Raw genomic sequence first — 20,683 nt, 5'->3', positions numbered from 1 at the left:
CGTAACAGCAATGGTTGAGCTCGAAGATTTCAGTGATGCTGTGACGAATAGCGAGGTATTTGTCTGCCACCTTCACACGGGCTCGATGGTAAAAGTACGAACTTCGTGCCAGCTCCAACTGGGCAAGCAGCTCTGGCAGCCGATAGAGATCTTTGAGGGCGCCAACCAGCGGTGTCTTCTCCCGATTGCTCAGGAGCTGCAGATCAACGCCCAGGCCTTTTTTAGGAGTTCATTGGCCTTCTTCAAGAGATCCCGCTCGATCTGCAGTTGCCGGATGTCGCGTTGCAGGGAGTCGAGCTGACGCTCCAACTCCTCTCGCTCTGGCGCTGCCGATGAGGCGGTATTGCGTTTCATGGTTGAGGGAGCCTCAGTGCCGAGTAGCTGGTTTTTCCAATTATACAATGTCGGCCTGCATACGCCGAATTTTTCAGCAACGGCCTGCGCACTTTCTTGTCGACTGCAAAGCCCAATAACGCCCGCCTGTTTCAATGCCTCGGGATAACTTGGGCGCCCAGCTACACCAACTATGACTTTCTTGGCCTCAGGAAACGCCTCGCGAACCCATGCGGTCAGCGTTCCACGACCGGGATAGCCCAACGCTCGCATCGTTGCAGAGATGCAGCGATCATGAGTGAGGTAGTGCTCAACAGCCGACTCCTTCTGTGCCTGAGTGTATTTCGGGCCTCGGACCGCAAAGCCCGCTGGCAAATCGAGGCCTTTCTCGTATTCGCGGTGCCAGCCCTTCAAGGCATTCGTGGTCGGGTAACCCAGCTGCAGAATGGTCGCCCTGACACGCTTGCCGAGCCTGATATAGAGCTCGACCGCTCGGATCCTATCTTCGTATGAATACATGAACTACCTCCGGGGTAGTCCAAGTTTTCGTCCGCATCCCCTATCGACTATGTCGGGGACTGGAGACTGCCAATACCCCCCGGGGCCTGGACAGAGCGCGTCCCCGCCTGGATGGCGGCGGCGAGGCAGTCGGCGAACGCGGCGCCGTTCAGCCAGGAGTGAAGAAAGCCGGCGTTGAAGGCATCGCCGGCGCCGGTGGTGTCGATAACTTCGACCTTCCGGCTGGGCAGAGCAAGCGTCTGGCCGGCCGCCGCCAGCATGGCACCCTCCCCGCCGCATTTTAGCACCACGATGGGGAATTTCGACGCCAGTTGAGCCAAGGCCGCCGCGGGATCGGCCAAGCCGCTCAGCGCTTCGGCTTCTTCGAGATTGGGCAGGAAGATATCGGTGCCGGCGGCATGCGCCAAGAATGCCGGCTCGCGGATCAGGGTGTCATCCCAGCTGGGGTCGAGCGAGACGGTGAGGCCATGGCGCTTGGCGGCACTGATGGCATCGGTCATTTCATGCAGCGTGGCATATTCGGCAATGTGGAGGTGCGTGGCCGCGCTCCAGGCCAGGGCTCTTTCAAAGCTGGCCGGACGGGCGTGGCCGGCGCGACGCGACAGGAAGGCGCGCTCGCCGTTCTGCACCATGACGACCGTGAGCTGCGGCCCGGCAGTTGGGTGCCGGTCGAGAAACTGCAGGTCAAGACCCAGTTGCTTGATCTGTTCGCCAAGGGCGCTGGACAGCTCGTCGGTACCAAAGCGAGCCAGCAAGGCGGCCGGCCGACCGAGCGCGGCCAGGTGCGCGGCGGTGATGAGAGCGCCGCCCCCGGGGGTCAGGGTAAACTCCTCGGCAAACACTTCGCGGCCCAGTTGCGGCATGCCGTCGAGGCCTCGGAACACCAGGTCGCAATAGATGCGTCCGAGGCTCAAGACAGCCCCGGTTTTGGACTGCGATGTCATGCGCGACCCAAGGCCTTTTCGCTCGCTGCATCAAAGAGATACAGCGAGTTGGCCTCGGCCTTGAGCGACACGGTGCTGCCGATGGGAGGCACGACCCGGCCCGGAGCGGTGGCAATGATCTGGCTGGCTCCGAGCTTGACATGCACCAGCGTTTCGGAGCCGAGCGGCTCCACCGCTTCGACTTCGCCGCGCGCGCTCAGCCCGGCGCCGTCGACGTCATCGGTTACCATCAGGTCATGCGGCCGCACGCCAACCAGGACCTTGCCCTGATGCGCCGGCAGGGTCAGGCCCTCCACCTGCGCGCCGTCGGTGCTGAGGACGCCTGAGGCGATCGTGCCGTCCACCATGTTCATCGACGGGCTGCCGATAAAGCGGGCGGTAAAGACGTCCCTGGGATTTTCGTAGAGGTCGGTCGGCGTGCCAACCTGTAGGATATGGCCATCGCGCATCACCACGATCCTGTCGGCCATGGTCATGGCTTCGACTTGGTCATGCGTCACATAGACGATGGTAGTGCCGAGGCGACGATGCAGGCTCTTGATCTCCATGCGCATCTGCGACCGCAACTGGGCATCGAGATTGGACAGGGGCTCGTCGAAGAGGAAGGCCACGGGATCGCGCACCATGGCGCGGCCGATGGCGACGCGCTGGCGCTGGCCACCCGAAAGGGCCGCCGGCCGCCGGTCGAGCAGCTTTTCGAGGCCCAGGATCTGTCCTGTTTCCTCGATCCGTTTCTTTTTTTCCGCCTTCGACAGCTTGGCAGTATAAAGCCCGAAGCCGATATTTTGTCCGACGGTCATGTGCGGGTAGATGGCGTAATTCTGGAACACCATGGCGATATTGCGCTGCTTGGGCTCGCGCTGGTTGACGACTTCGTCGGCGATCAGCAGCTTGCCATCCGATATGTCCTCGAGCCCGGCGATCATCCGCAGCGTGGTTGACTTGCCGCAGCCCGAGGGTCCGACGAACACGACGAACTCACCATCTTTGATCGTGAGATCGATGCCATGGACAGCCCGGGTCTTGCCATAGTCCTTGACCAAGCCCTGCAATTCGATCTTAGCCATCAGGCGTTTCCCTTTACTGCGCCGAAGCGCTCGTTGAGCATGCGCGCGGCATCAGCCTGGCGTCGCAAAATGATCTGGTGCTGTTCGGCAAAGCGGCTGGCATCCTGGCGGTAGCCAGTGATCGCGGCATTGAGGGGAGCCGGTGCCGGACCGCCATAGCGCGTGCGAACCGCTACGAAATATTCGGGCGACACGATCTCGGCAAAGGCGGCTTCGTCCAGCGTGCTCTGGCGCCCAACGGCCTTGCCGAAGGCGTCCGAGAAAGGCGCGTAACCATCGCTCACCAGATCCCCATCCATCGCGACGACCGCCCTTGCCACCGCCGCCGCGATTTCGTGCCCTTCGCGGAAGGACAGTCCTTCGCGCCGAACAAGGCTGTCGGCCAGTTCGGTGATGGTGATGCAGGATCGGCTGATATTGGCTCGGACGCGCAGCGGATTGATCTTGACCTGCGCCACCAGTGCAGCAAGCAGATCCAGCACCCGGTTGGCGCTGTCAAAGGCGCCGTAGCCCATCGCCTGCGTCTCGCCCTCACTGTCGTTCATGTCGGTGAACGGCGTGTTGTGCATGACAGTCAGCATCGACTGGGCGCGCCCGAACGTCTGGCTTGCTAGGTGCCGCAGGTGTTCGATCGGCACCGGATTGCGCTTTTGCGGCATGATCGAGGAAATCTGCACCAGCGAATTGGGGACGTAGATTTGTCCCACCTCAAAGCTCGTCCAGACCTGGAAGTCCTGGATCGGACGGCCGAGATGGAGAAACATCAACCCGATCGCGCTATAGGTTGCGGTGATGTAGTCCACGCCGGCGATGCAGGAATAGCTATTTTGTAGCGGCTCCGAAAATCCGAGAAGCTCGGCGACCCTGGCCCGATCAATGGGAAAACCGCTCGTCGTAATCGCTGCCGCCCCCATGGGTGACAGATCAACGATCCGGTAGGCATCGAACAGCCGCTCGATGTCACGCCTGACAAATTCAATGATCGCCGAAAGGTAATGCCCGAAGGTCGTCGGCTGGGCCGGCTGCCCATGCGTATAGGCCACGATCAGCGTCGTCTTCTCGCGCTCCGCCGCCGCGATGAGGGCTGCATGAAGCTTCAGCGCCTTGTCGATTAGCAGGTTGAGCCGCTCACGCAGGCCGAGCTTGAACAGGGTGTGGTCGATGTCGTTGCGCGAACGCGCGGTATGCAGGCGGCCGCCAAGGTCGGGCCCGACGCGCTCCTTGAGCTCCTTCTCGGTAAGAAAGAAGAAGTCTTCAACTTCGCCGGTATAGACCAGTGCGGATGGATTGACCTCGTTCTCGATGCTCTCGAGCGCCTGGGCGATACCCCTGGCCTGCTCTGCATCAAGAATCCCGGTCTCGGCCAACATCACTAAATGGGCTCTGTCGATGGCGCGGAAGCCCGCGACATGGTGGTTCTTTGCGCCGTCGAACAGCGGCCGTAGCACCGTTTCCTTGTAGATCGGATCTGGAAAAACCGAGACATCGGCCAAGCGGGGATCGGTCATTGCTTAACCCTTGAGGCCAGCCAGCATGACGCCACGGACGATATAGCGTTGCAGCAGCAGGAAGACGAGGAGCGTGGGAATGGTGCCGATCGCAGCGCCGGTCATGATTAGCTCCCACTGGATCGAGGACTCCGCCGAAAAGCTCGAAATGCCGACGGGCAGCGTATAGAGCTCGCGCGATGTCGTGACGATCAGTGGCCAGAAGAATGCGGTCCAGTTTCCCAGGAAGCTGAAGATGGCGAGGGCCGAAATGGCCGGCACTACCATGGGCATAGCGATCTTCCACCAGATGGTGAACTCGTTGAGCCCGTCGATCCGTGCCGCCTCAAGGAAGTCGTTAGGTACGCCCTCAAAGAACTGCTTCATGAGGAACACGCCGAATGCGGTCATCATGCCCGGAAACATGATGCCCCAGTAGCTGTCGATCCAGCCGAGTTGGCTCGACATCAGATACCAGGGGATCACCAGCATTTCGGTCGGGATCATGAGGGTCGACAAGATGGCCAGGAAAATGAAATAGCGGCCCCGGAACTCGAATTTTGCCAGCGTGTAGCCCACCAGGCTGTCGAAAAAGACATTGGAGAGCGTGACCGTCAGCGCAATGAAGGTTGAGTTCAGGAACCAGCGCATGAAGCGGCCATCTCCCAGCACCCGCAGGTAGTTGTCGAATGTCGGCGCGGCCGGGATCAGCCGCAGGTCATAGACCTGGCCCGATGTCTTGAGCGACGTTGAAAACATGAAGAGCAGCGGCGTAATCATTATGATCCCGCCTATCAGCAGCAGCGTCCAGATGATGATGCGGCCGGGGCGAATATCGCGACTATTGGCTGTCAGTTCGCTGGCCGGGGCGGAAGTGGCGGTCATTTCTTTTCCCTAAGCACATAGAGCTGGAGCAGCGACACGAAGAGCAGGATGGTAAACAGCACGACGGTCTGCGCAGCGGCGTAGCCCATCTGGTAGGATGAGAAGGCGGTCTGGTAGATCATCAGCACCAGCGGCTTGGTCGCGTTGAGCGGACCACCCGGATCGTTGCTGGTCATGTTGTATACTTGATCGAAAATGCGCAGGAACCCGATCGAGGAGAAGACGACGAGGAACACTGTGGTCGGCTTCAGAAGCGGCACGGTGATCTTGCGCAGGATCGCCCAGTCGCCCAGCCCGTCGATGCGGGCAGCCTCGTAGAACGTACCTGGGATGGCTCGCAGCCCTGCCATGAAGATGATGATCTGGAAGCCGAGCCCCGCCCAGATGGCCGGTATCAGGATGGAAATCAGCGCCTGGTCGACCGAGCGCAGGAACGGCTGCTGTGCGATGCCGAGAGTGCTGAGAAAACCGTTGATCACGCCGATCGGGACCGGCTGGTAGAACCAGCGCCAAACCCAGCCCATGGCAGCGGCGGTGGTCAGGAACGGCAGGAAGTACAGCGCCCTGATGAAGCTGTGCAGGAACCGGACGCGATCGAGGTAATAGGCAATCAGGAACGAGATCGCGAGGCTCACCGGCGTGCCGATGATGAGGTACAGGAAGGTGTTGTTGAACACTTTCCAAAACACCGGATCGGCAAACATCGTCTGGTAGTTGGCAAAACCGATGAACCGGGGTGGGCTCAGCAGGTCCCAGTCGGTCATCGACAGCCAGAAGGCCTGGAAGGTGGGATAAAAGCGGATGCCGGCGTAAAACGCGATGGGCACGGCCAGGAAGGCCCACGCCCAGATGACGCGCTTGGTACCGATATTCAGCCGATCCCAGAAGCGTACCGGCCTAGCCTGGGGAACTGCATTCACCGACGCCATGTTGGCTCCTGCGCAAAAGTCAGGGCGTGATCGCCCCCAAAAACGTGGCGCGCCCACAAAAAGTCACCCCGGCTTTCGCCGGAATGACAGTGGTGGGGTAGCCTCTCGTTGCCGTCGGGCCGGGCCTATTGGCGCCCGGCGTCGATGATGGCCTGCTCGGCGGTTGCAGCGGCAGTGATCGAATCCTCGATCGACTGGCCTTCAAGCAGCACGCGGTTGACCATGTCGATGGCGGTCTGGCGCTGCGCCGCTTCATCATAAAACTGCGTGGTATGGGCGTAGTCGAGACCCTTGAGGAACGGCCCCAGGATCGGGTCGGCCAGATTGGCCTTGGTCAGCGCCACGTCGCGGCGGGCTGGCAGTTCGCCCACCACGTCGAGCCAGATTTCCATCGCCTCGGGAGAGGAAATGTACTGCAGGAACTTCTGCGCGGCGACCAGTTCTTCGCCTTCCGCCGTCGCGCCGATGGCGTTGGCAAAGTAGCTGGAATAGTTCGAGCGCATGCCGTTGGCATCGGCGGGCAGCTCGACCACGCCCCATTCGAACGGATTGGCTTCGAAGGCACCGAGGCGGAACGTGCCGTCAATGGTCATGGCCGCCAGGCCGGCGCGGAAAGCGGCCTGCCCTTCGTCCATGAAGCCAACCTGGCCAACCTTCTGCTCGGTCTGAAGATCGGTGTAGAACTTGAGGGCGGCAGCACCAGACTCGCTGTCATAGGCGACATTGCCTTCGGCGTCGTAAGGCTCGCCGCCGTTCTGGCGGATCAGCACTTCGCGCCACCAGTGGTGGTCCTGGCCGGCCATGTCCATGGTGATGCCGGCAGAGATGATATTGCCACCGCCATCACGCTTGGTGGTCGCCTCGGCTGCCGCAAGCAATTCATCGAGATTGGTTGGCGCTTCAAGACCGGCCTCTGCAAACAGCGCCTTGTTGTAGAACAGGGCCAGCGACCGAACGGCAGTTGGCAGGCCATAATAGCTGTCGCCGCGCTTCATTGCCGAAACGATGGGGAAAAAATCGGCTTCGATGGCGTCATAAGGGAAAACCTCCGGATCGAGCGGCTGGATCAGCCCGCCCTTCACGAACTGGTCGGTCCATCCGTAGAACAGTTGCACGACATCGGGACCCTCGCCCGCGACCTTGGCCGCGACGACACGCGTCTGGTAGTCGGCATAGGGGAAGGTGGTGTGCTTGACGGTGATGTCCGGATTGGCTTCCTGGAAAGCGGCAATCAGCTGGTCCATCGCCTGGACGCGGCTGTCAAACACATACTGCCAATATTCGATTTCGACGGCCTGAGCGGATCCCATCGCCAGCAGGCTGACACCGGCCGCAAGCCCTGCCAATTTCGCTTTAATAAGCATTTTCGGTCCTCCATAAAGCCATCGACCCACCGACGGCCCTCTCCAGATTTCAGGACGGAATTGCCGCCCAGTGAGGCCAAACGTCCGCCAAATGACCGGAGCTTGTCAATAAAATAATCTACTTGAGTTATTATTGTGAGCGGCTAGTTTTGGGCTGGTGGGAGAACCTCGGGAGGCCAGACTTGCACGATCGCAGCAAGGCAGATTTGCGTCAGCGTGTGGCAATCGGCTCCAATCCCGAACGCAACCGCGCGCACAACCGCCGCGTCGTTCTTGAAGTGATCCGGATGCACGAACATCTTGGCCGCACCGAAATAGCGCGCCGCGCCCAACTGACCGCCCAAGCGGTCGCCAATATCGTAGAAGAATTGCTCGAGGAAGGGCTGCTCATCCAACTCGGACGCCTCCGCTCGGGCCGCGGCCAGCCCCCGATCCAGTTTGCCGTCAATCCCGACGGCCCTCTTACCGCGGGGGTCGAGATCGCGGCTGACCATATGGTCAGCGTCCTCGTTGACCTTTCGGGCGGCATAAGAGGCCAGTCGATCGTTCAGCTCGACGCTGTCGGCCCTGATACCGTGCCCGCCCGCGTTGCCGAGGAAGTCGCCCGCCTGCAGACGTCCCTGGGGGCCGACCAGAGCAAGCTCCTCGGCCTTGGCGTCGTCATGCCGGGTCCGTTCGAAGTCGAAGGCATGAGTTCGGTTGGTCCGGCCACCCTGCCCGGCTGGGCCGGCACCGACCCCAGGGCGCTGTTCGCCAAGGCGACCGGCCAGCATGTCGTGGTGGACAACGACGCCACTGCCGCTGCCGTCGGCGAGCGCCTCTATGGGGCCGGCCGCCACGTCGGCAGCTTCTGCTATCTCTATTTCGGCGTCGGGCTGGGCCTCGGAGTCATCCAGAACGGCCGCCCGCTCCGCGGCGCCTTTGGCAATGCCGGGGAGATCGGCCATATCGGGCTCGTGCCCCGCACCGGCACCAGCCGCCGCGGCCCATCGGCGGCGCTCGAGCGGTTCGTCTCAGTCTTTGCCCTGCGCGAACGCTTGGCCATGTCCGGCGTCTATGCGGCCACCGTCGAGGACATCCAGAAGCTGCACGACGAGAATTACCCCACGCTCCTCGAGTGGATTTCCATGGCCGCGGACTATCTCGCGCCCACGGTCGCCATGCTCGAAAACATCTTTGATCCGGAAACCGTGATCTTTGGCGGCGGCCTGCCCAATTCGGTGCTGGAAGCCATGATCCGGGCGCTTGATCCATTGCCGGTCTCCGTTTCCACCCGCAACAAGCGCACGCTGCCGCGCGTGGTTCGCGGTCAGACCGGACAGCTCACCGCCGCCCTGGGCGCGGCCGCCCTGCCCTTGCTCGATACCGTCTCCCCTCATCTCAGCGTCGCCGACCCTGCCAGCTGACCGACCAAACTGGACTTATCCCATGCTGACCGACACAGACCGCCTGCGCCGTCGCGCGGCCACGCCACGCTTTGTTGAACTGCACCGCGCGCTCGGGCGCCTGCGCTCTTGCGTCACGGTGATGAATACCGGCGCCCACCCCGACGACGAACACAATGGCATGCTTGCCACCCTGCGCCACCAGCATGGCACGCGCATTGTCGTCGCCTGCTCGACGCGCGGTGAGGGAGGACAGAACACGCTCGGCCCCGAGCGTCTCGGCGCCCTGGGCGTGCTGCGTTCACGCGAAATGGAGGAAGCGGCCCGCGTCATCGATGCCGATATCGCCTGGCTCGGTCACGGTCCCGATGATCCGGTCCACGATTTTGGTTTTTCCAAGTCTGGTCCCGACACCCTCGCACGTTGGGGCAAGGACCTGATCATCGAGCGCCTGGTGCGCGCCTATCGTACCTTCCGACCCGATATCGTCATCCCTACATTTCTCGACGTGCCCGGCCAGCACGGCCACCACCGCGCCATGACCGAGGCGGCCGAAACCGCGCTCGCTCTGGCAGCCGATCCGGCCTACGCGACCGCCACCCTGGCACCGTGGCGTGTGACCAAATTCTACCTGCCGGCTTGGTCGGGCGGCGGTGATACCTATGACGACGAGGTGCCGCCCCCGCCCGCGACCACGCATATCCATGCCGAGGACGTCGATGCCGCCACCGGCATGAGCTACGATCGCCTCGGGGAGGTCTCCCGCGCCTTTCACGCCAGCCAGGGCATGGGCTTCTGGCAGCATCCGGCGCAGACCACGTGGTCGCTGCATCTGGTCGGCGGCGCTACCGAAGCCAGCATTCTTGACGACCTCCCCGCAAGTCTTGCCCAACTTGGCGCTTCCCCGCACCTTGCCACCGCCGATGCTGCCATGGAACGCGCGCGGTCCTCCTTCCCCGATTGCGAGGCGGTTGCTCAAGCCCTCATCGAAGCTCGTCAGGGCATTGCCAGTGCGCTTAGCGATATTGGTGCCGAGCATGCGCACCGGCTCGAGCGCAAAGTCCGAGAGATCGATGCCGCTATTATTCTGGCCGCCGGCATCGATATTTCTGTCGCACTTTCTTCCCCCAGCGTCGTCCCCGGCGGCAGTGTCGATCTCATCATCGAGGCGGAGCACGGCATCGCCATTGCGCTGGCGCTGACCCCAGTGACCAGTTTCGCCTTCGGAGACGTCGAGCGCGTACCAACCTCGGATAGTCAGGCCACCATCTCGCTCGAGGCCAAACCGGACGCGGCGATCACCAATGCTTTTGCGGTTGACTGGCAGAGCCTCGGGGGGAACGGCAATGTCTCGTTGAACGCCGAAGCGATCGTCCTTGGAGAAACTATAACCTTCGCCGTCGACACCGAGGAGCAACTGCAGCTGGCGCCCGGCCACACCCTGGCCTTGACGCCCGATGCCTTGATAATTCCGCTTGCAGCCCCTTCTCCGCACACCATCGCTTTCAAGCTCAATATCGCCACTGGTCGGATCACGATTGTTCCCCCGCCAGGCATCACCGTTTCGACGCAACCCGGAACACTGACGATTACTCCCGACGCGAACCTGCAACCGGGCCGTCACCGCCTGCCGATCCAAGTCGATGGCATGCCCGCCTACGCTGTGACACCGATCAGCTATCCCCACATTGGCCGCACGCGCTTTGTCCAGCCGCTGGCGCTGGACATCCTCGCGCTCGACCTTGAGGTCCCCACGACCCGGATCGGCTATATCGGCGGCGGGGCCGACCGCGTCGGCCTCTGGCTGGAGCGTATGGGGGCGAACGTGACCATGCTCGATGCCGAGACGCTGGCCGGTGACCTTTCCGGTTTTGACACCATCGTTGTCGGCATCTTTGCCTTCGGCACCCGCCCCGACCTCGCCGCCGCGACGGCAAGGCTCCACGCCTGGACTGGCGTCGGCGGGCATCTGGTGACCCTCTATCACCGCCCCAGCGACGGCTGGATTCCCCAGACCACGCCGCCGCTGCCGGTCACCATCGGCAGCCCCTCGCTGCGCTGGCGCGTCACCAATCCCACAGCGGACGTCACGATCCTTGCCCCCGATCATCCACTCTTGGTCGGCCCCAATCGCATCACCGAGGCGGATTTCGACATGTGGGACAAGGAACGCGGCCTTTATTTCGCCTCCGCCTGGGACGACGCCTACCAGCCTCTGCTGTCCATAAGCGATGAAGGCGAATCCCCCCTATCAGGCTCGCTGCTGTCGGCACGCTTCGGCAAGGGGCGCCACACTCACACTAGCCTCGTTCTTCATCACCAGATGGACCAGTTGGTGCCCGGTGCTTTCCGGCTCATGGCGAACCTTTTGCAAGCAGGCTGACATGCGTCCGCCCTAGGGGGTAGCCTGGCTGCTCGGTGACATGTTTCTGGTCACCGTGACCACCGTCTTGGTCAAGCTGGGCGGCGCCACTTTGACCGCCGTGCAGATGGTCTTCATCCGCTCGCTGATCGGCCTTGTAACCGTCCTGCCCCTCGCCTGGCGTCACCGCCACGCCTTGCGGCAGACGCGGCAATGGGGTCGGAACAGCTTCCGTGTTCTCTGTAGTACGCTGGCGCTCAGTGCCAATTTCGCGGCCCTCACCGCGCTGCCACTGGCGCTGGTCAATGCCATAGGCTTCATGCGCCCGCTCGTGGTCCTGGCCCTCGCCACCTGGCTCCTCGGCAAACGGTCGGGACCCTGGCGCTGGATCGGTGCAGCAGTGGGCTTTGCCGGCGTCATCGTCATGGTCGGCCCCAGCCAGGTCGCCTGGAACCTTGACCTCGCCGCCGCCCTTGCCATGGTCGTCTTCGGTTCGCTGGCCACCGTCCAGACTAGGGCGCCTGCTGGCGAAAACACCACGGTGCTCATGGTCTTTTATACCGTGGGGCTCACCTTCTTCACCGCCGTGCCTGCGCTGTTCGTCTGGCAACCCGTCGCCAGCGCCGACTGGCCGCTGCTGCTTGCCATCTGCGTGCTCGTACCAGATCGGTCAGTATTGCTTTCTGAGGGCACACCAGAGCAGTCGCGCCAATCTCCTCGGACCCTTCAGCTATCTGTCCATCGCCCTTGCCAGCCTTGCGGGCTTCGTTGCCTTCGGCGAAGTGCCTGCCTGGACCACCTTTGCCGGCATCGCCATCATCCTGGCGCTCTGGTGCTCACAGCGCGTCTCGACCGCAGCACGTGAACCAATAAAAAACCTCCAGCCCCGGCGGGGCTGGAGGTTCTGCCGCACGCAAAATGCGGCAGCTGCGGTTCGCGCCAGGGAGGCCGCGCGAACCGTGTCGGCTCAGCCCGGCCGCTTGGCTGGCTGGATGAGATTTGCCATGAGACGGAAGGCGCCCGGCGTCAGCTTGTCGAGCTGATGATGGAGCACCAGGCTGGTATGGGTATGCCGCCCTTCTCCAATCTCGGCGGAGAGCAGCGAGCCGGTCAGCGGCTCTTCGCCGGCATCACTCATGGCCAGGAGCGGCACATAGACCTCGTCCCACTCCGAAGCGAAATAAAGCCCGCGCTCCTTGTCCCAGTTCGCCCAATCCGTCTCGGTGATGGTGTTGGGGTAGTTGAGCAGGGGATGGTCGGGCTCGAGCACGTTGACAACGGCGTGGGCATCGGTGACACGATAGCGGATCGAGGGCGAGCCGATGGTGAGCGGCGCCAGCGGCACCGTCGCGACGTCCCAGCCATCGGACGGACGATGGTAGAGCGTCACCAGATGCCCGCCATTGCGCACCCATTCATGCACACCAGGCAAGGCCGCCACGAGGTCGGGGCGACGGCCGAACGAGAAGATTCCCACAACCAGCGTGTCGAGATCGCGATAGGCGCCCGATTCCATATCGGACGGCGTTAGTTCGGCCAGCTCGACGCCGAGCCTGACCAGCCAGGTCGCCACATTGTCATTGCCACCGCCGATATAGCCGATCCTGCCTTCCGGGATCACCGCACCCACCGATTGCACCGGCACCGCCACCTCCGTCGGCACCACTGACCGCCCGATATGGGGATAGGTGAAAACGTTGATGGCATAGGCCTGCTTTTCCAGCAGTTTGGGCGCGATGGTGATACGGGTGGTGCCCAGATCAGCCGGGGGCGCCAGCTCGAAGGTGCCTGCCTCACTGCCGGTGTCGCCGGTCGCGGTGATGGTCCATCCTTCCGGCAGCTGGAAATCGAGATCGGCCGTCGTCGCGCCCGAAACCACTGCCGTCATCTTGACCGGGACAATCTCGGTTTCAGTATTGAACACAACCGCATCGGGCTTGAGCTCCAGCGAGGCCTCTGGCAGCACGCGCAATGCGTCTTCGAGGTCGATGTCGAGAACGACCTTGTGCCCGTCGATCGTTGCCGTCAGGCGCAGGAAGGCATCGCCATTGCCACCCAGCGGGTCGAACTGCCCGGTAAGGGGGTTGGTCAGCGCCGCATCGCCATCGACACTGACGGAAATACCGTCCTCACCATTGGCTCCGCCACTGATCCCGTCGCGAGCGATGACTTCGACGCTGTCCACGGCAATGCCTTGCGGACCATCAACGATCGTCTTGACGAGGATGTCCGCGCCCGGACGAAGGTCTGCACCTTCGGTGAAGGCCCGGATGTTCAGGCCGGCGGCCGTGGCCAAGGCCAGGTCGGTTTCCTTGATCTTGCGATCGAGGCGGTGCGCGGCATTGTTTTTGAGTTCGGCGGGCAACTGCGCACGCGCCTCGCCCAGTGCCTTGGCAATTTCGACCAGCTTTGCCTTGACGCTGACCGGATCGCCGTAGTCGGCCACGGCCTCATCGATCAGACCCTGCGCGGTGCGCAGCGCTTCGGCGCCTCTTGCCGGCATGCCGTCCAGTTCGGCGATCTGGCCCAGCGTGGCCAGGACACCATCACGGATATCGCTTTCCTGACGCCCCCCCTGCCCATCGGCAGTCCAGCTCAGGTTGATCGGCCATTCCGTCTGCGGATCCGGACGCCAGCGGCCCATGCCCTGCGTCAGGTGGCATGAGCGCGACCACTCGCCCATCTGCGGGAAAGTGGCGCCCGAAATCGGGTCGCGCTCGGGCGCCTTGATCACCAAAGTCGTGGGCGGCGGTGGAGTTTCGTCATCATAGACGCCGCCGCCGCCACCCCAGGCCGGCTGATAGATCTTGGGCACGGTCCAGGGTTGCAGCCCAGCCGCGATTTGTTCGGGGAATTCCGCTTCGTTGCCGGAGAGTTCCGCCACGATAAAGGTGGCGACGTTTGCCGCGCGGTGGTGACCATGCTGGCCACCCACATCGAGAAAACAGTTCATGATCACGTCGGGCTTGTACTGGCGCACCGCCCAGGTCATCCGCTCGATGACCCGATCCCGCCCCCAGCGGTCGATAGTGGCATTCGGGTCCTTGGAAAATCCGAAATCATGCATGTGGTCGTTGTGACCCTGGCTGCCGAAGGCCAGTGAGGCGTCGAGCGCGCGGGAGGCTTCGGTCATTTCCCGGGTCCGCAACACACCCAGGACCGAACCGCGCTCAGGGCCGATGGCGTTCTGTCCGCCTTCGCCGCGCGTGATGCAATAGAGTACTGGATGAATGCCGTAGACGTGGCGCAAGGCGGCCAGCATGCCGCTCGGTTCGTCGTCAGGATGGGCGCCGGTCGTCATCAGCGTCATGGTGGAGGTCAGACGTTCGAGCTGGCGGTATAGCTTCACGATGGCGGGCTCGCCCTTTTGCGAAGCGATCAGTTCGAGATCTGAGGCTGGTGCCGCCCAGGCCGGAACCTGCGTCGCTGCGAGCAGCGGCGGCACCCACGCTATGAAGGTTCGCCGGGTCAAACGTGTCATGGTTGTTCCTCTCCTTGCCCGCCAAAAAATCTGTCCCCTGCGGCCAGATTGCTGACGGTCCTGCGCAACTATGAGAACCCGATTAACTCAACTCAAGTATGTTAATCGAAGTTTTTTCGGCGGAGTTTTATCGAATCTCTGTAAAAGAAAACAGTTTTGCTATGTTCCGTATTTTTGAAGCATGCTATGCTAAATATCCTTGGTCTTAAGGTATATCATGCCCTATAATTCCTTTTTTAGAGAATGGAGATTGGCTGCCATCAAGATAATGGACGCTGATGGGCAACGCTCGGCCGATTCTCACATGATCCCCTTGTCGCTTCCGGGATTTCCGGGGATTGATATCTATCTCAAGGACGAATCCAGCCACCCCACAGGCAGCCTGAAGCATCGCCTTGCCCGCTCACTGATCCTTTATGGCATCTGCAATGGTCTGATAGGGCCGCGGACCGTGTTGGTTGAGGCGTCGTCCGGCTCTACGGCTGTGAGTGAAGCCTATTTCGCCCGCATGTTGGGCCTCAAGTTCATCGCCGTGCTGCCGCGCACCACCAGCATGAGCAAAATCGAGGCGATCCGTTCGCAAGGTGCATCTTGCCACTTCGTGGAAGAGCCGGCCAAGGTGTACGAGGAGGCGGATCGCTTGGCGCAGTGTGAGAACGGCCATTATCTCGACCAGTTCACCTTCGCCGAGCGCGCGACCGACTGGCGCGGCAACAACAACATCGCAGAGTCGATCTTTCAACAACTCTCTCTTGAGCGTCACAGCATTCCCAAGTGGATTTCAATGAGCGCGGGGACAGGAGGAACTTCTGCTACGATCGGGCGCTACATCTTTTACAAAGGCATTGATACCCGGCTCTGCGTGCCTGACCCTGAGCATTCCGTATTTTATGCCGGCTGGACCCAGGATAACATCGAGGTCACCTGCTCTCGCGGCTCCGGCATCGAGGGCATCGGCCGACCCCGAGTCGAGAAGTCGTTTGTTCCCGGCGTGATCGACGCCATGATTAAAGTCCCGGATACAGCATCGATTGCCGCTTCACGGGTGCTTTCTAGAGTTTTGTCCCGTCGGGTCGGCGCATCAACAGGCACCAACCTCATGGGTGTATTGTGGGCCGCCGCGGCCATGCGCAAGGCCAGGGAGCAAGGCTCGCTTGTTACCCTCATCTGTGACAGCGGTGAGCGATATGTCGACACTTATTTTAGCGACAGCTGGTTGTGTCTTCAGGGCATCGATATCAAGTCTGCTATTGAAATGGTCGAGCACGCCTTCGCCTACGGAGAACTGGCGCCCGACTTGGTCCTAGATCAGACCATGCGTGCCAGATCCTGAGGTGTGGATGGCCCGGGCTGCTTCACGCCCTAAGCTATGTGGCGGCCCAAACGCTATCGACTACTGCAGTTGCTTGAGCGCCCCTCGGTTCGGCAGAGCGAGCAAAGGCTGTGTAGACTAGTGCTCTCCAATTCGCAGTATGCCCAAGCGGCAATGCCGCCCCGACCTCACCATCAATTAGCTCGTTCAGCATCGACTTTGATCCGGCACGACCTCGGGACCCCACCCGCTATCGACGTTTCAATGACTTATCATGCCGATTGGCGTCCAAACCCTGCGCTGTTTCACACTCTGGCTGTCGATCATCCCCGGCCGAGGGGGACGCCTCGCGACCTTCGAGCTCACGGGCGGTCGTCTCCAGATGGTGGTTGATGGTGGCGAGCAGGCCACTGTCACGCCAGTCATAGAAGTAGCGCTGCACTGTCGATGGCGGTGGAAAATCCTGGGGCAGTAGCGACCATTGGCAGCCGCTTGAGGCCATGTAGAGAACCGCGTCCACCACCGCCCGCAAATCTGTCGTTCTGGGGCGCCCAGTCGGCCGGGCCGATGGTAGAAACGGATGGACCAGTGCCCACTCATCGTCCGTCAGATCACTTGAATAGCGACGCCCGCATCGCGCATACTTGCGCCGGGCAGTTTCGGTCCAGGCCATCGTGGTCTCCGTTCAGTCTCACAACCGAACTGAATCACAACCTGCTGAAACTGCTCAACTCTTTTTGGGTTGGGCTCTTAGATATCCGCTTGGTGTTTGCAGACATCGATATGCCCGGTTCCATGGACGGGCTCAAGCTCGCTGCCGCCGTTCGAAAGCGGTGGCCGCCTGTGAAAATCATCGTGACCTCCGGCACCCGCATGGTCGGGATCGCAAACCTTCCGGAGGGCAGCATGTTTTTCAGCAAGCCCTACGACCCTACTGCCCTGTTGGGATCGATGCGGGAGCTTCTAGACTTGGCTCGTTGCATGTCTTCTCTAAGCAACGTACGATACTTCGCTACGTTGGCATCCGCTGCCCATGGGTTTTTGTCCATCCATCTCATCGGATGTTCCTGTTCAGACGAGCCCCCTCCATTGTAGAGCGGCCGCGCGAAGGAGAGCCGACCTGCACGAAGTTTCGCACTTCAATATCCATTTCGGGACCGATCGCCATGACTGAGTTCCGTATCATTGATCTCCAGACCGAAACTATAGATCCGAACCCCAAGACCATTGTTGCGTCATCTCCCGAGCGTGCCGCTGAGCTCGCGTTGGGAGTGTTGCTGGTCCGCAGCGGGGCAAAGCGAGACCTTCGGGCCCGTGTTTATTCGCAAATGCCAGGCCAGCCCGTGAACATGGTGAGACTCTACATAAAGGTGGCTGACCGCAGTACTGGTGAGAGCGCACACGTCCGATAACGGCGCGGTTGGCCTCACCGTGGTGAGCGAGGAAGGGCGCGGCAGTCCTGCCAAACCGCACATTCCCGACGTCTGCCAGGCTGCAAACGTTGAGTGCATGCGCCTGATCAGCGTCATCCGCGCGCAGGCTTGGATTATCGGCTAAGGGAGTTCGGGTCCGAAAGCGATCAGGCAGCTTCGACCAATGACGGGTCGACTGATTCCGGCGTATTTGGGGCCGCTAGCTGTTAGTCCGGTTTAGCTGAACGCAGCGATAGCTGGCATTGCTCAAAGTTCAGTCCTGTAGCCGTCGGCTCAAAGCACTGCCAATCGAAGGCGGCGACAAATGCCTCCGTCCGATCTTGGTCTTAATCTACAGATGGGGGCCTGCTTTTTGTGGTGGCAACGTAGCTTTTCTTAGCAACCATGTCCCTCTACTTAGCGTCGAGCGACCGGAGTGAGCGATCAGATCATACCGACGAAATCGCTGTGCTAGGCAGCAACCAGCTATCTCTGAGGCGCCCAATCAGTTGGTTTAATGGCTCTGGTTGATGCATTAGAAAGCCCTGACCAAACTTGATCCCCATGCCGCAGAGAATGTCGATTACTTCGGCACTTTCGATCTTCTCCGCCACAACATCACAGCCAAGATTGTCGGCAATCTTGCTGATAGCTCCAACGATTTCGCGATCAAATTGCTGAGTTGCAAGGTTCTGAATGAAAGCGCCGTCTATCTTGATGCAATCGACAGGAAATCTGCGGAGATATTCAAATGAGCTCAGCCCGGTGCCAAAATCATCAAGGCTAACGCGGCAACCGCTGGCCCGGGCGCTGCGGACAAACCGCTCCGCTGCTTCGAAATTGGTGAATGCCGCCGTCTCGGTAATCTCGAACACTACGTTTGACGGCGCAACGCCCGTATCGACAAGCGTCGCGGCGATCACGTCCCACAGCGCCGGGTCACTCAAGGTCTGCGCCGACAGATTGAACGCCAATGATATGCGCCCGGTTCGTTGCATGTCATGGCCAAATTGGCGCAGTGCGGTCCCGATAATCCATCGATCCAGCAGCGCGGCCATGCCGAAACGCTCTGCTGCAGGAATGAATTCGTCCGGACTGATCAGCCGGCCATCTTTGGCAAACAGGCGCGCCAAAACTTCAATATCGCCAGACGGATTCCAGGGATCGGAAAGGGTGCGAATCTCTTGGCCATAGAGTTGCAGCCTGCCGTCGGTTTTCGCCTCGGCGATATCGGCGACAATTCGCGCTGCGGTAAACCCCGACGACAGGGTCACCCCCGCTACCGAAAAGAACGCAAATTGGTTGCGGCCCAATGATTTGGCGCGATAGCATGCGTCATCGGCAAAGGCTAGGGCATCGCTGGGTAGTATCTGATTGTCATGGATCAGCGCCACACCGATGCTGGCGCCCAGCCGTCGATAGCCCGCGGGCGTCCATATATCTACGTTCCGAACGGTGTCGAGGATCTGCGTGGCAATGACGACGGCATCTTCTGTTTCCCGCGCGCCGAAAACAACGGCAAATTCATCGCCCCCCAGCCGGGCAATGGTGGCCTGCTCGGGCAAGCTCCTTCGCAGGGCATGGCTAATGGCCCTCAAGGCGGCATCACCGGCTGCGTGGCCCGCAAAGTCGTTCAAACCCTTGAAATAGTCCAGGTCCACGTAATAGACCGCGATGGGCTCGGTACTGGCCCGCAGGATGTACTCGCCCAGATCGGCATCGAAGGCATTTCGGTTGAGCAGCCCGGTCAGCGGATCATGCCGCGCGGCGTGCGACAGTTCCCGCTGCCGCACTTGCGCCTCCGTGACATCCCGCAACGTAAACACAGTGCCGAGGCATACTCCATTGGCGGCCCGTATCACATTGGAGGTCCATTGCAGAAACAGCGCGCCCTCCCCAATTTCGGCGAGGGCCGTCGTCTCGGTTTGGCCGCTAGCACCCAGAATGCTGGCAAGCGATACGTCGGTGCCGACAATGAAACTGTCACGCAGTGCCGAGCCCGTGAGCTCAGCCTCCAACTTGCCCACCAGCATCGCGGCTGCCGAATTTGCAAAGATGATCGAGCCGCCGATATCGACACTAACCACCGCGTCGCTGATCGAACGCAAGGTGACGCGCAGTTTTTCCTTCTCGGTCTTGATGGTCTCGGCCGCCAGAACCTCATCGGTAACGTCGCGAATGGTGCCGACAATGCTACCCGAATTTTGAATATCGGGAACATAGACCGCTAGTGTTTCAACGTGCCGAACCTGACCATCCTTGAGAATGATGCGATATCGAATTTTGGAGGTCTGGCCGGCAACAGGTTTAAGCTCATGCGCCCGCTCCGCCCTCTCCTTGTCATCGGGGTGCAAAAACGAATGCCAGGCATTTTTTTCAAGTTCGATCGGGTTTGGTTGCAGGCCGAACATATTCCGCGTCCGATCGTCCCAATGGCTCTGGCCGCTGGCGAGATCGAAGTGCCAGATGCCGGTAGCGCTGGCTTCCAGCACCAGATCATAGCGGCCGTTCACCTGACTGAGCCGGTTCTCTGCTTCCTTGAGCGACGAAATATCGGTTTGCACGCCGACCACGCGCAACGGTTTGCCGTTCGCGTCGCGCTCGATCACCCCGCCGCGGTCCAGCACCCAGACCCAGTGCCCGTCCTTGTGTTTCAGCCGGAGTTCGGTTTCGATTGCATCGGTTTCACCGGCAATATGCCGGTCACCGCTTGCCACCGCACGATCCCGATCGTCCGGATGCGAAATGCGAAGCCACAGATCGCTGTCCTGCTTCAGCTCGCCAGGGCGATAGCCAAGCATTTCGAACCAGCTGTCGGAATAGACGCAGTCGCCGGTCTGTAGGTTCCAGTCCCACACGCCAAGTCGCGCCCGACCCAAAGCGTGCTTCCACACTTGATCTTGAGCGGCACTGACGAAATCTTGAAGCGGAAGCATTGATAAAAATCCGAGCGGAGGTGCTTCAATGTTATCACTCTCTTTGAAACGGCTGGTTAACTTCGGGCGTTGCGAACGCCAGCTCGATCAACACTCGCCTATGCGCAAACTGCTAGTGGAACGGTCGGTGCACTGCCGGCGACAGTAACTGCTCGCTTGATGTTGTAGGCCAAGACCGCCAGGCTAATTTCGATGGCGATGTTCTTTAGGCCTCCAGACGGGCTTTGTAGTCGCCGAACTCCTGATCCCGCCTTGTCGCGACATCGA

13 protein-coding genes and 2 pseudogenes are annotated in these 20,683 nt (G+C 61.1%); 5 read left to right on the top strand and 10 right to left on the bottom strand.

Annotation, left to right across the window (positions count from 1 at the left end):
* The 7 genes and pseudogenes from WH91_RS13220 to WH91_RS13190 form a co-directional block, all read right to left on the bottom strand.
* A pseudogene (locus WH91_RS13220) lies at nt 1-852 on the bottom strand (transposase family protein); the annotation flags it as partial.
* A 47-nt stretch (nt 853-899) separates the two neighbouring features.
* Complete coding sequence (locus WH91_RS13215; RefSeq protein ID WP_046171482.1) at nt 900-1,796, bottom strand: carbohydrate kinase family protein; 897 nt, start codon at nt 1,794-1,796, stop codon at nt 900-902.
* Nucleotides 1,793-2,863, bottom strand: coding sequence for an ABC transporter ATP-binding protein (locus tag WH91_RS13210; protein ID WP_046171481.1), 1,071 nt, complete (start codon nt 2,861-2,863; stop codon nt 1,793-1,795). The genes WH91_RS13215 and WH91_RS13210 overlap by 4 nt, the downstream gene beginning before the upstream one ends.
* On the bottom strand, nt 2,863-4,371 hold the full coding sequence (gene argH, locus WH91_RS13205; RefSeq protein WP_046171480.1) for an argininosuccinate lyase: 1,509 nt from the start codon (nt 4,369-4,371) through the stop codon (nt 2,863-2,865). Before argH ends, WH91_RS13210 begins: the two co-directional genes overlap by 1 nt.
* Before the next feature lie 3 nt (nt 4,372-4,374).
* Entirely contained in the window at nt 4,375-5,235 is an 861-nt protein-coding gene (locus WH91_RS13200; protein WP_046171479.1) for a carbohydrate ABC transporter permease, read from the bottom strand.
* Nucleotides 5,232-6,164, bottom strand: coding sequence for a carbohydrate ABC transporter permease (locus tag WH91_RS13195; protein ID WP_046171478.1), 933 nt, complete (start codon nt 6,162-6,164; stop codon nt 5,232-5,234). Before WH91_RS13195 ends, WH91_RS13200 begins: the two co-directional genes overlap by 4 nt.
* Nucleotides 6,165-6,289: 125 nt before the next feature.
* A complete protein-coding gene (locus WH91_RS13190) occupies nt 6,290-7,528 on the bottom strand; it encodes a sugar ABC transporter substrate-binding protein (RefSeq protein ID WP_046171477.1) in 1,239 nt (412 codons plus the stop codon).
* A gap of 182 nt (nt 7,529-7,710) precedes the next feature.
* On the opposite strand from WH91_RS13190, the gene WH91_RS13185 reads away from it, so the two are divergent.
* The 3 genes from WH91_RS13185 to WH91_RS13175 are packed head-to-tail and all read left to right on the top strand — an operon-like array spanning nt 7,711 to nt 12,140.
* Entirely contained in the window at nt 7,711-8,934 is a 1,224-nt protein-coding gene (locus WH91_RS13185) for an ROK family protein (RefSeq protein ID WP_046171476.1), read from the top strand.
* Between the two features lie 22 nt (nt 8,935-8,956).
* Nucleotides 8,957-11,296, top strand: a complete 2,340-nt coding sequence (locus tag WH91_RS13180) for a PIG-L family deacetylase (protein WP_046171475.1) — start codon at nt 8,957-8,959, stop codon at nt 11,294-11,296.
* Nucleotides 11,297-11,336: 40 nt separating this feature from the next.
* On the top strand, nt 11,337-12,140 hold the full coding sequence (locus WH91_RS13175; protein WP_074797822.1) for a DMT family transporter: 804 nt from the start codon (nt 11,337-11,339) through the stop codon (nt 12,138-12,140).
* 102 nt (nt 12,141-12,242) lie between these two features.
* Here WH91_RS13175 and WH91_RS13170 read toward each other — a convergent pair whose 3' ends face one another.
* Entirely contained in the window at nt 12,243-14,756 is a 2,514-nt protein-coding gene (locus WH91_RS13170) for a PIG-L family deacetylase (RefSeq protein WP_052952826.1), read from the bottom strand.
* A 250-nt stretch (nt 14,757-15,006) separates the two neighbouring features.
* Here WH91_RS13170 and WH91_RS13165 point away from each other — a divergent pair, with 250 nt between their 5' ends.
* Nucleotides 15,007-16,089, top strand: coding sequence for a PLP-dependent cysteine synthase family protein (locus tag WH91_RS13165; RefSeq protein WP_342028134.1), 1,083 nt, complete (start codon nt 15,007-15,009; stop codon nt 16,087-16,089).
* Nucleotides 16,090-16,371: 282 nt separating this feature from the next.
* Here WH91_RS13165 and WH91_RS23515 read toward each other — a convergent pair.
* A pseudogene (locus WH91_RS23515) lies at nt 16,372-16,741 on the bottom strand (transposase); the annotation flags it as partial.
* A 716-nt stretch (nt 16,742-17,457) separates the two neighbouring features.
* Here WH91_RS23515 and WH91_RS26155 point away from each other — a divergent pair.
* A complete protein-coding gene (locus WH91_RS26155; RefSeq protein WP_158409565.1) occupies nt 17,458-17,625 on the top strand; it encodes a DUF4411 family protein in 168 nt (55 codons plus the stop codon).
* A gap of 304 nt (nt 17,626-17,929) precedes the next feature.
* Here the strand turns inward: WH91_RS26155 and WH91_RS13145 are convergent, their stop codons facing one another.
* Entirely contained in the window at nt 17,930-20,416 is a 2,487-nt protein-coding gene (locus WH91_RS13145) for an EAL domain-containing protein (protein WP_082102159.1), read from the bottom strand.
* Nucleotides 20,417-20,683 lie beyond the last annotated feature (267 nt).

This window comes from Devosia psychrophila (assembly GCF_000971275.1).
Lineage (GTDB): Bacteria > Pseudomonadota > Alphaproteobacteria > Rhizobiales > Devosiaceae > Devosia > Devosia psychrophila.
Note: the sequence above shows the minus strand (reverse complement) of the source record. Positions and strands in the feature narration are given on the sequence as shown.

What these genes read in the sequence shown, in the direction of transcription:
- WH91_RS13215 (WP_046171482.1), bottom strand. Translation starts at nt 1,796, where the DNA reads ATGACATCGCAGTCCAAAACCGGGGCTGTCTTGAGCCTCGGACGCATC.
- WH91_RS13210 (WP_046171481.1), bottom strand. Translation starts at nt 2,863, where the DNA reads ATGGCTAAGATCGAATTGCAGGGCTTGGTCAAGGACTATGGCAAGACC.
- argH (WP_046171480.1), bottom strand. Translation starts at nt 4,371, where the DNA reads ATGACCGATCCCCGCTTGGCCGATGTCTCGGTTTTTCCAGATCCGATC.
- WH91_RS13200 (WP_046171479.1), bottom strand. Translation starts at nt 5,235, where the DNA reads ATGACCGCCACTTCCGCCCCGGCCAGCGAACTGACAGCCAATAGTCGC.
- WH91_RS13195 (WP_046171478.1), bottom strand. Translation starts at nt 6,164, where the DNA reads ATGGCGTCGGTGAATGCAGTTCCCCAGGCTAGGCCGGTACGCTTCTGG.
- WH91_RS13190 (WP_046171477.1), bottom strand. Translation starts at nt 7,528, where the DNA reads ATGCTTATTAAAGCGAAATTGGCAGGGCTTGCGGCCGGTGTCAGCCTG.
- WH91_RS13180 (WP_046171475.1), top strand. Translation starts at nt 8,957, where the DNA reads ATGCTGACCGACACAGACCGCCTGCGCCGTCGCGCGGCCACGCCACGC.
- WH91_RS13175 (WP_074797822.1), top strand. Translation starts at nt 11,337, where the DNA reads ATGTTTCTGGTCACCGTGACCACCGTCTTGGTCAAGCTGGGCGGCGCC.
- WH91_RS13170 (WP_052952826.1), bottom strand. Translation starts at nt 14,756, where the DNA reads ATGACACGTTTGACCCGGCGAACCTTCATAGCGTGGGTGCCGCCGCTG.
- WH91_RS13145 (WP_082102159.1), bottom strand. Translation starts at nt 20,416, where the DNA reads ATGCTTCCGCTTCAAGATTTCGTCAGTGCCGCTCAAGATCAAGTGTGG.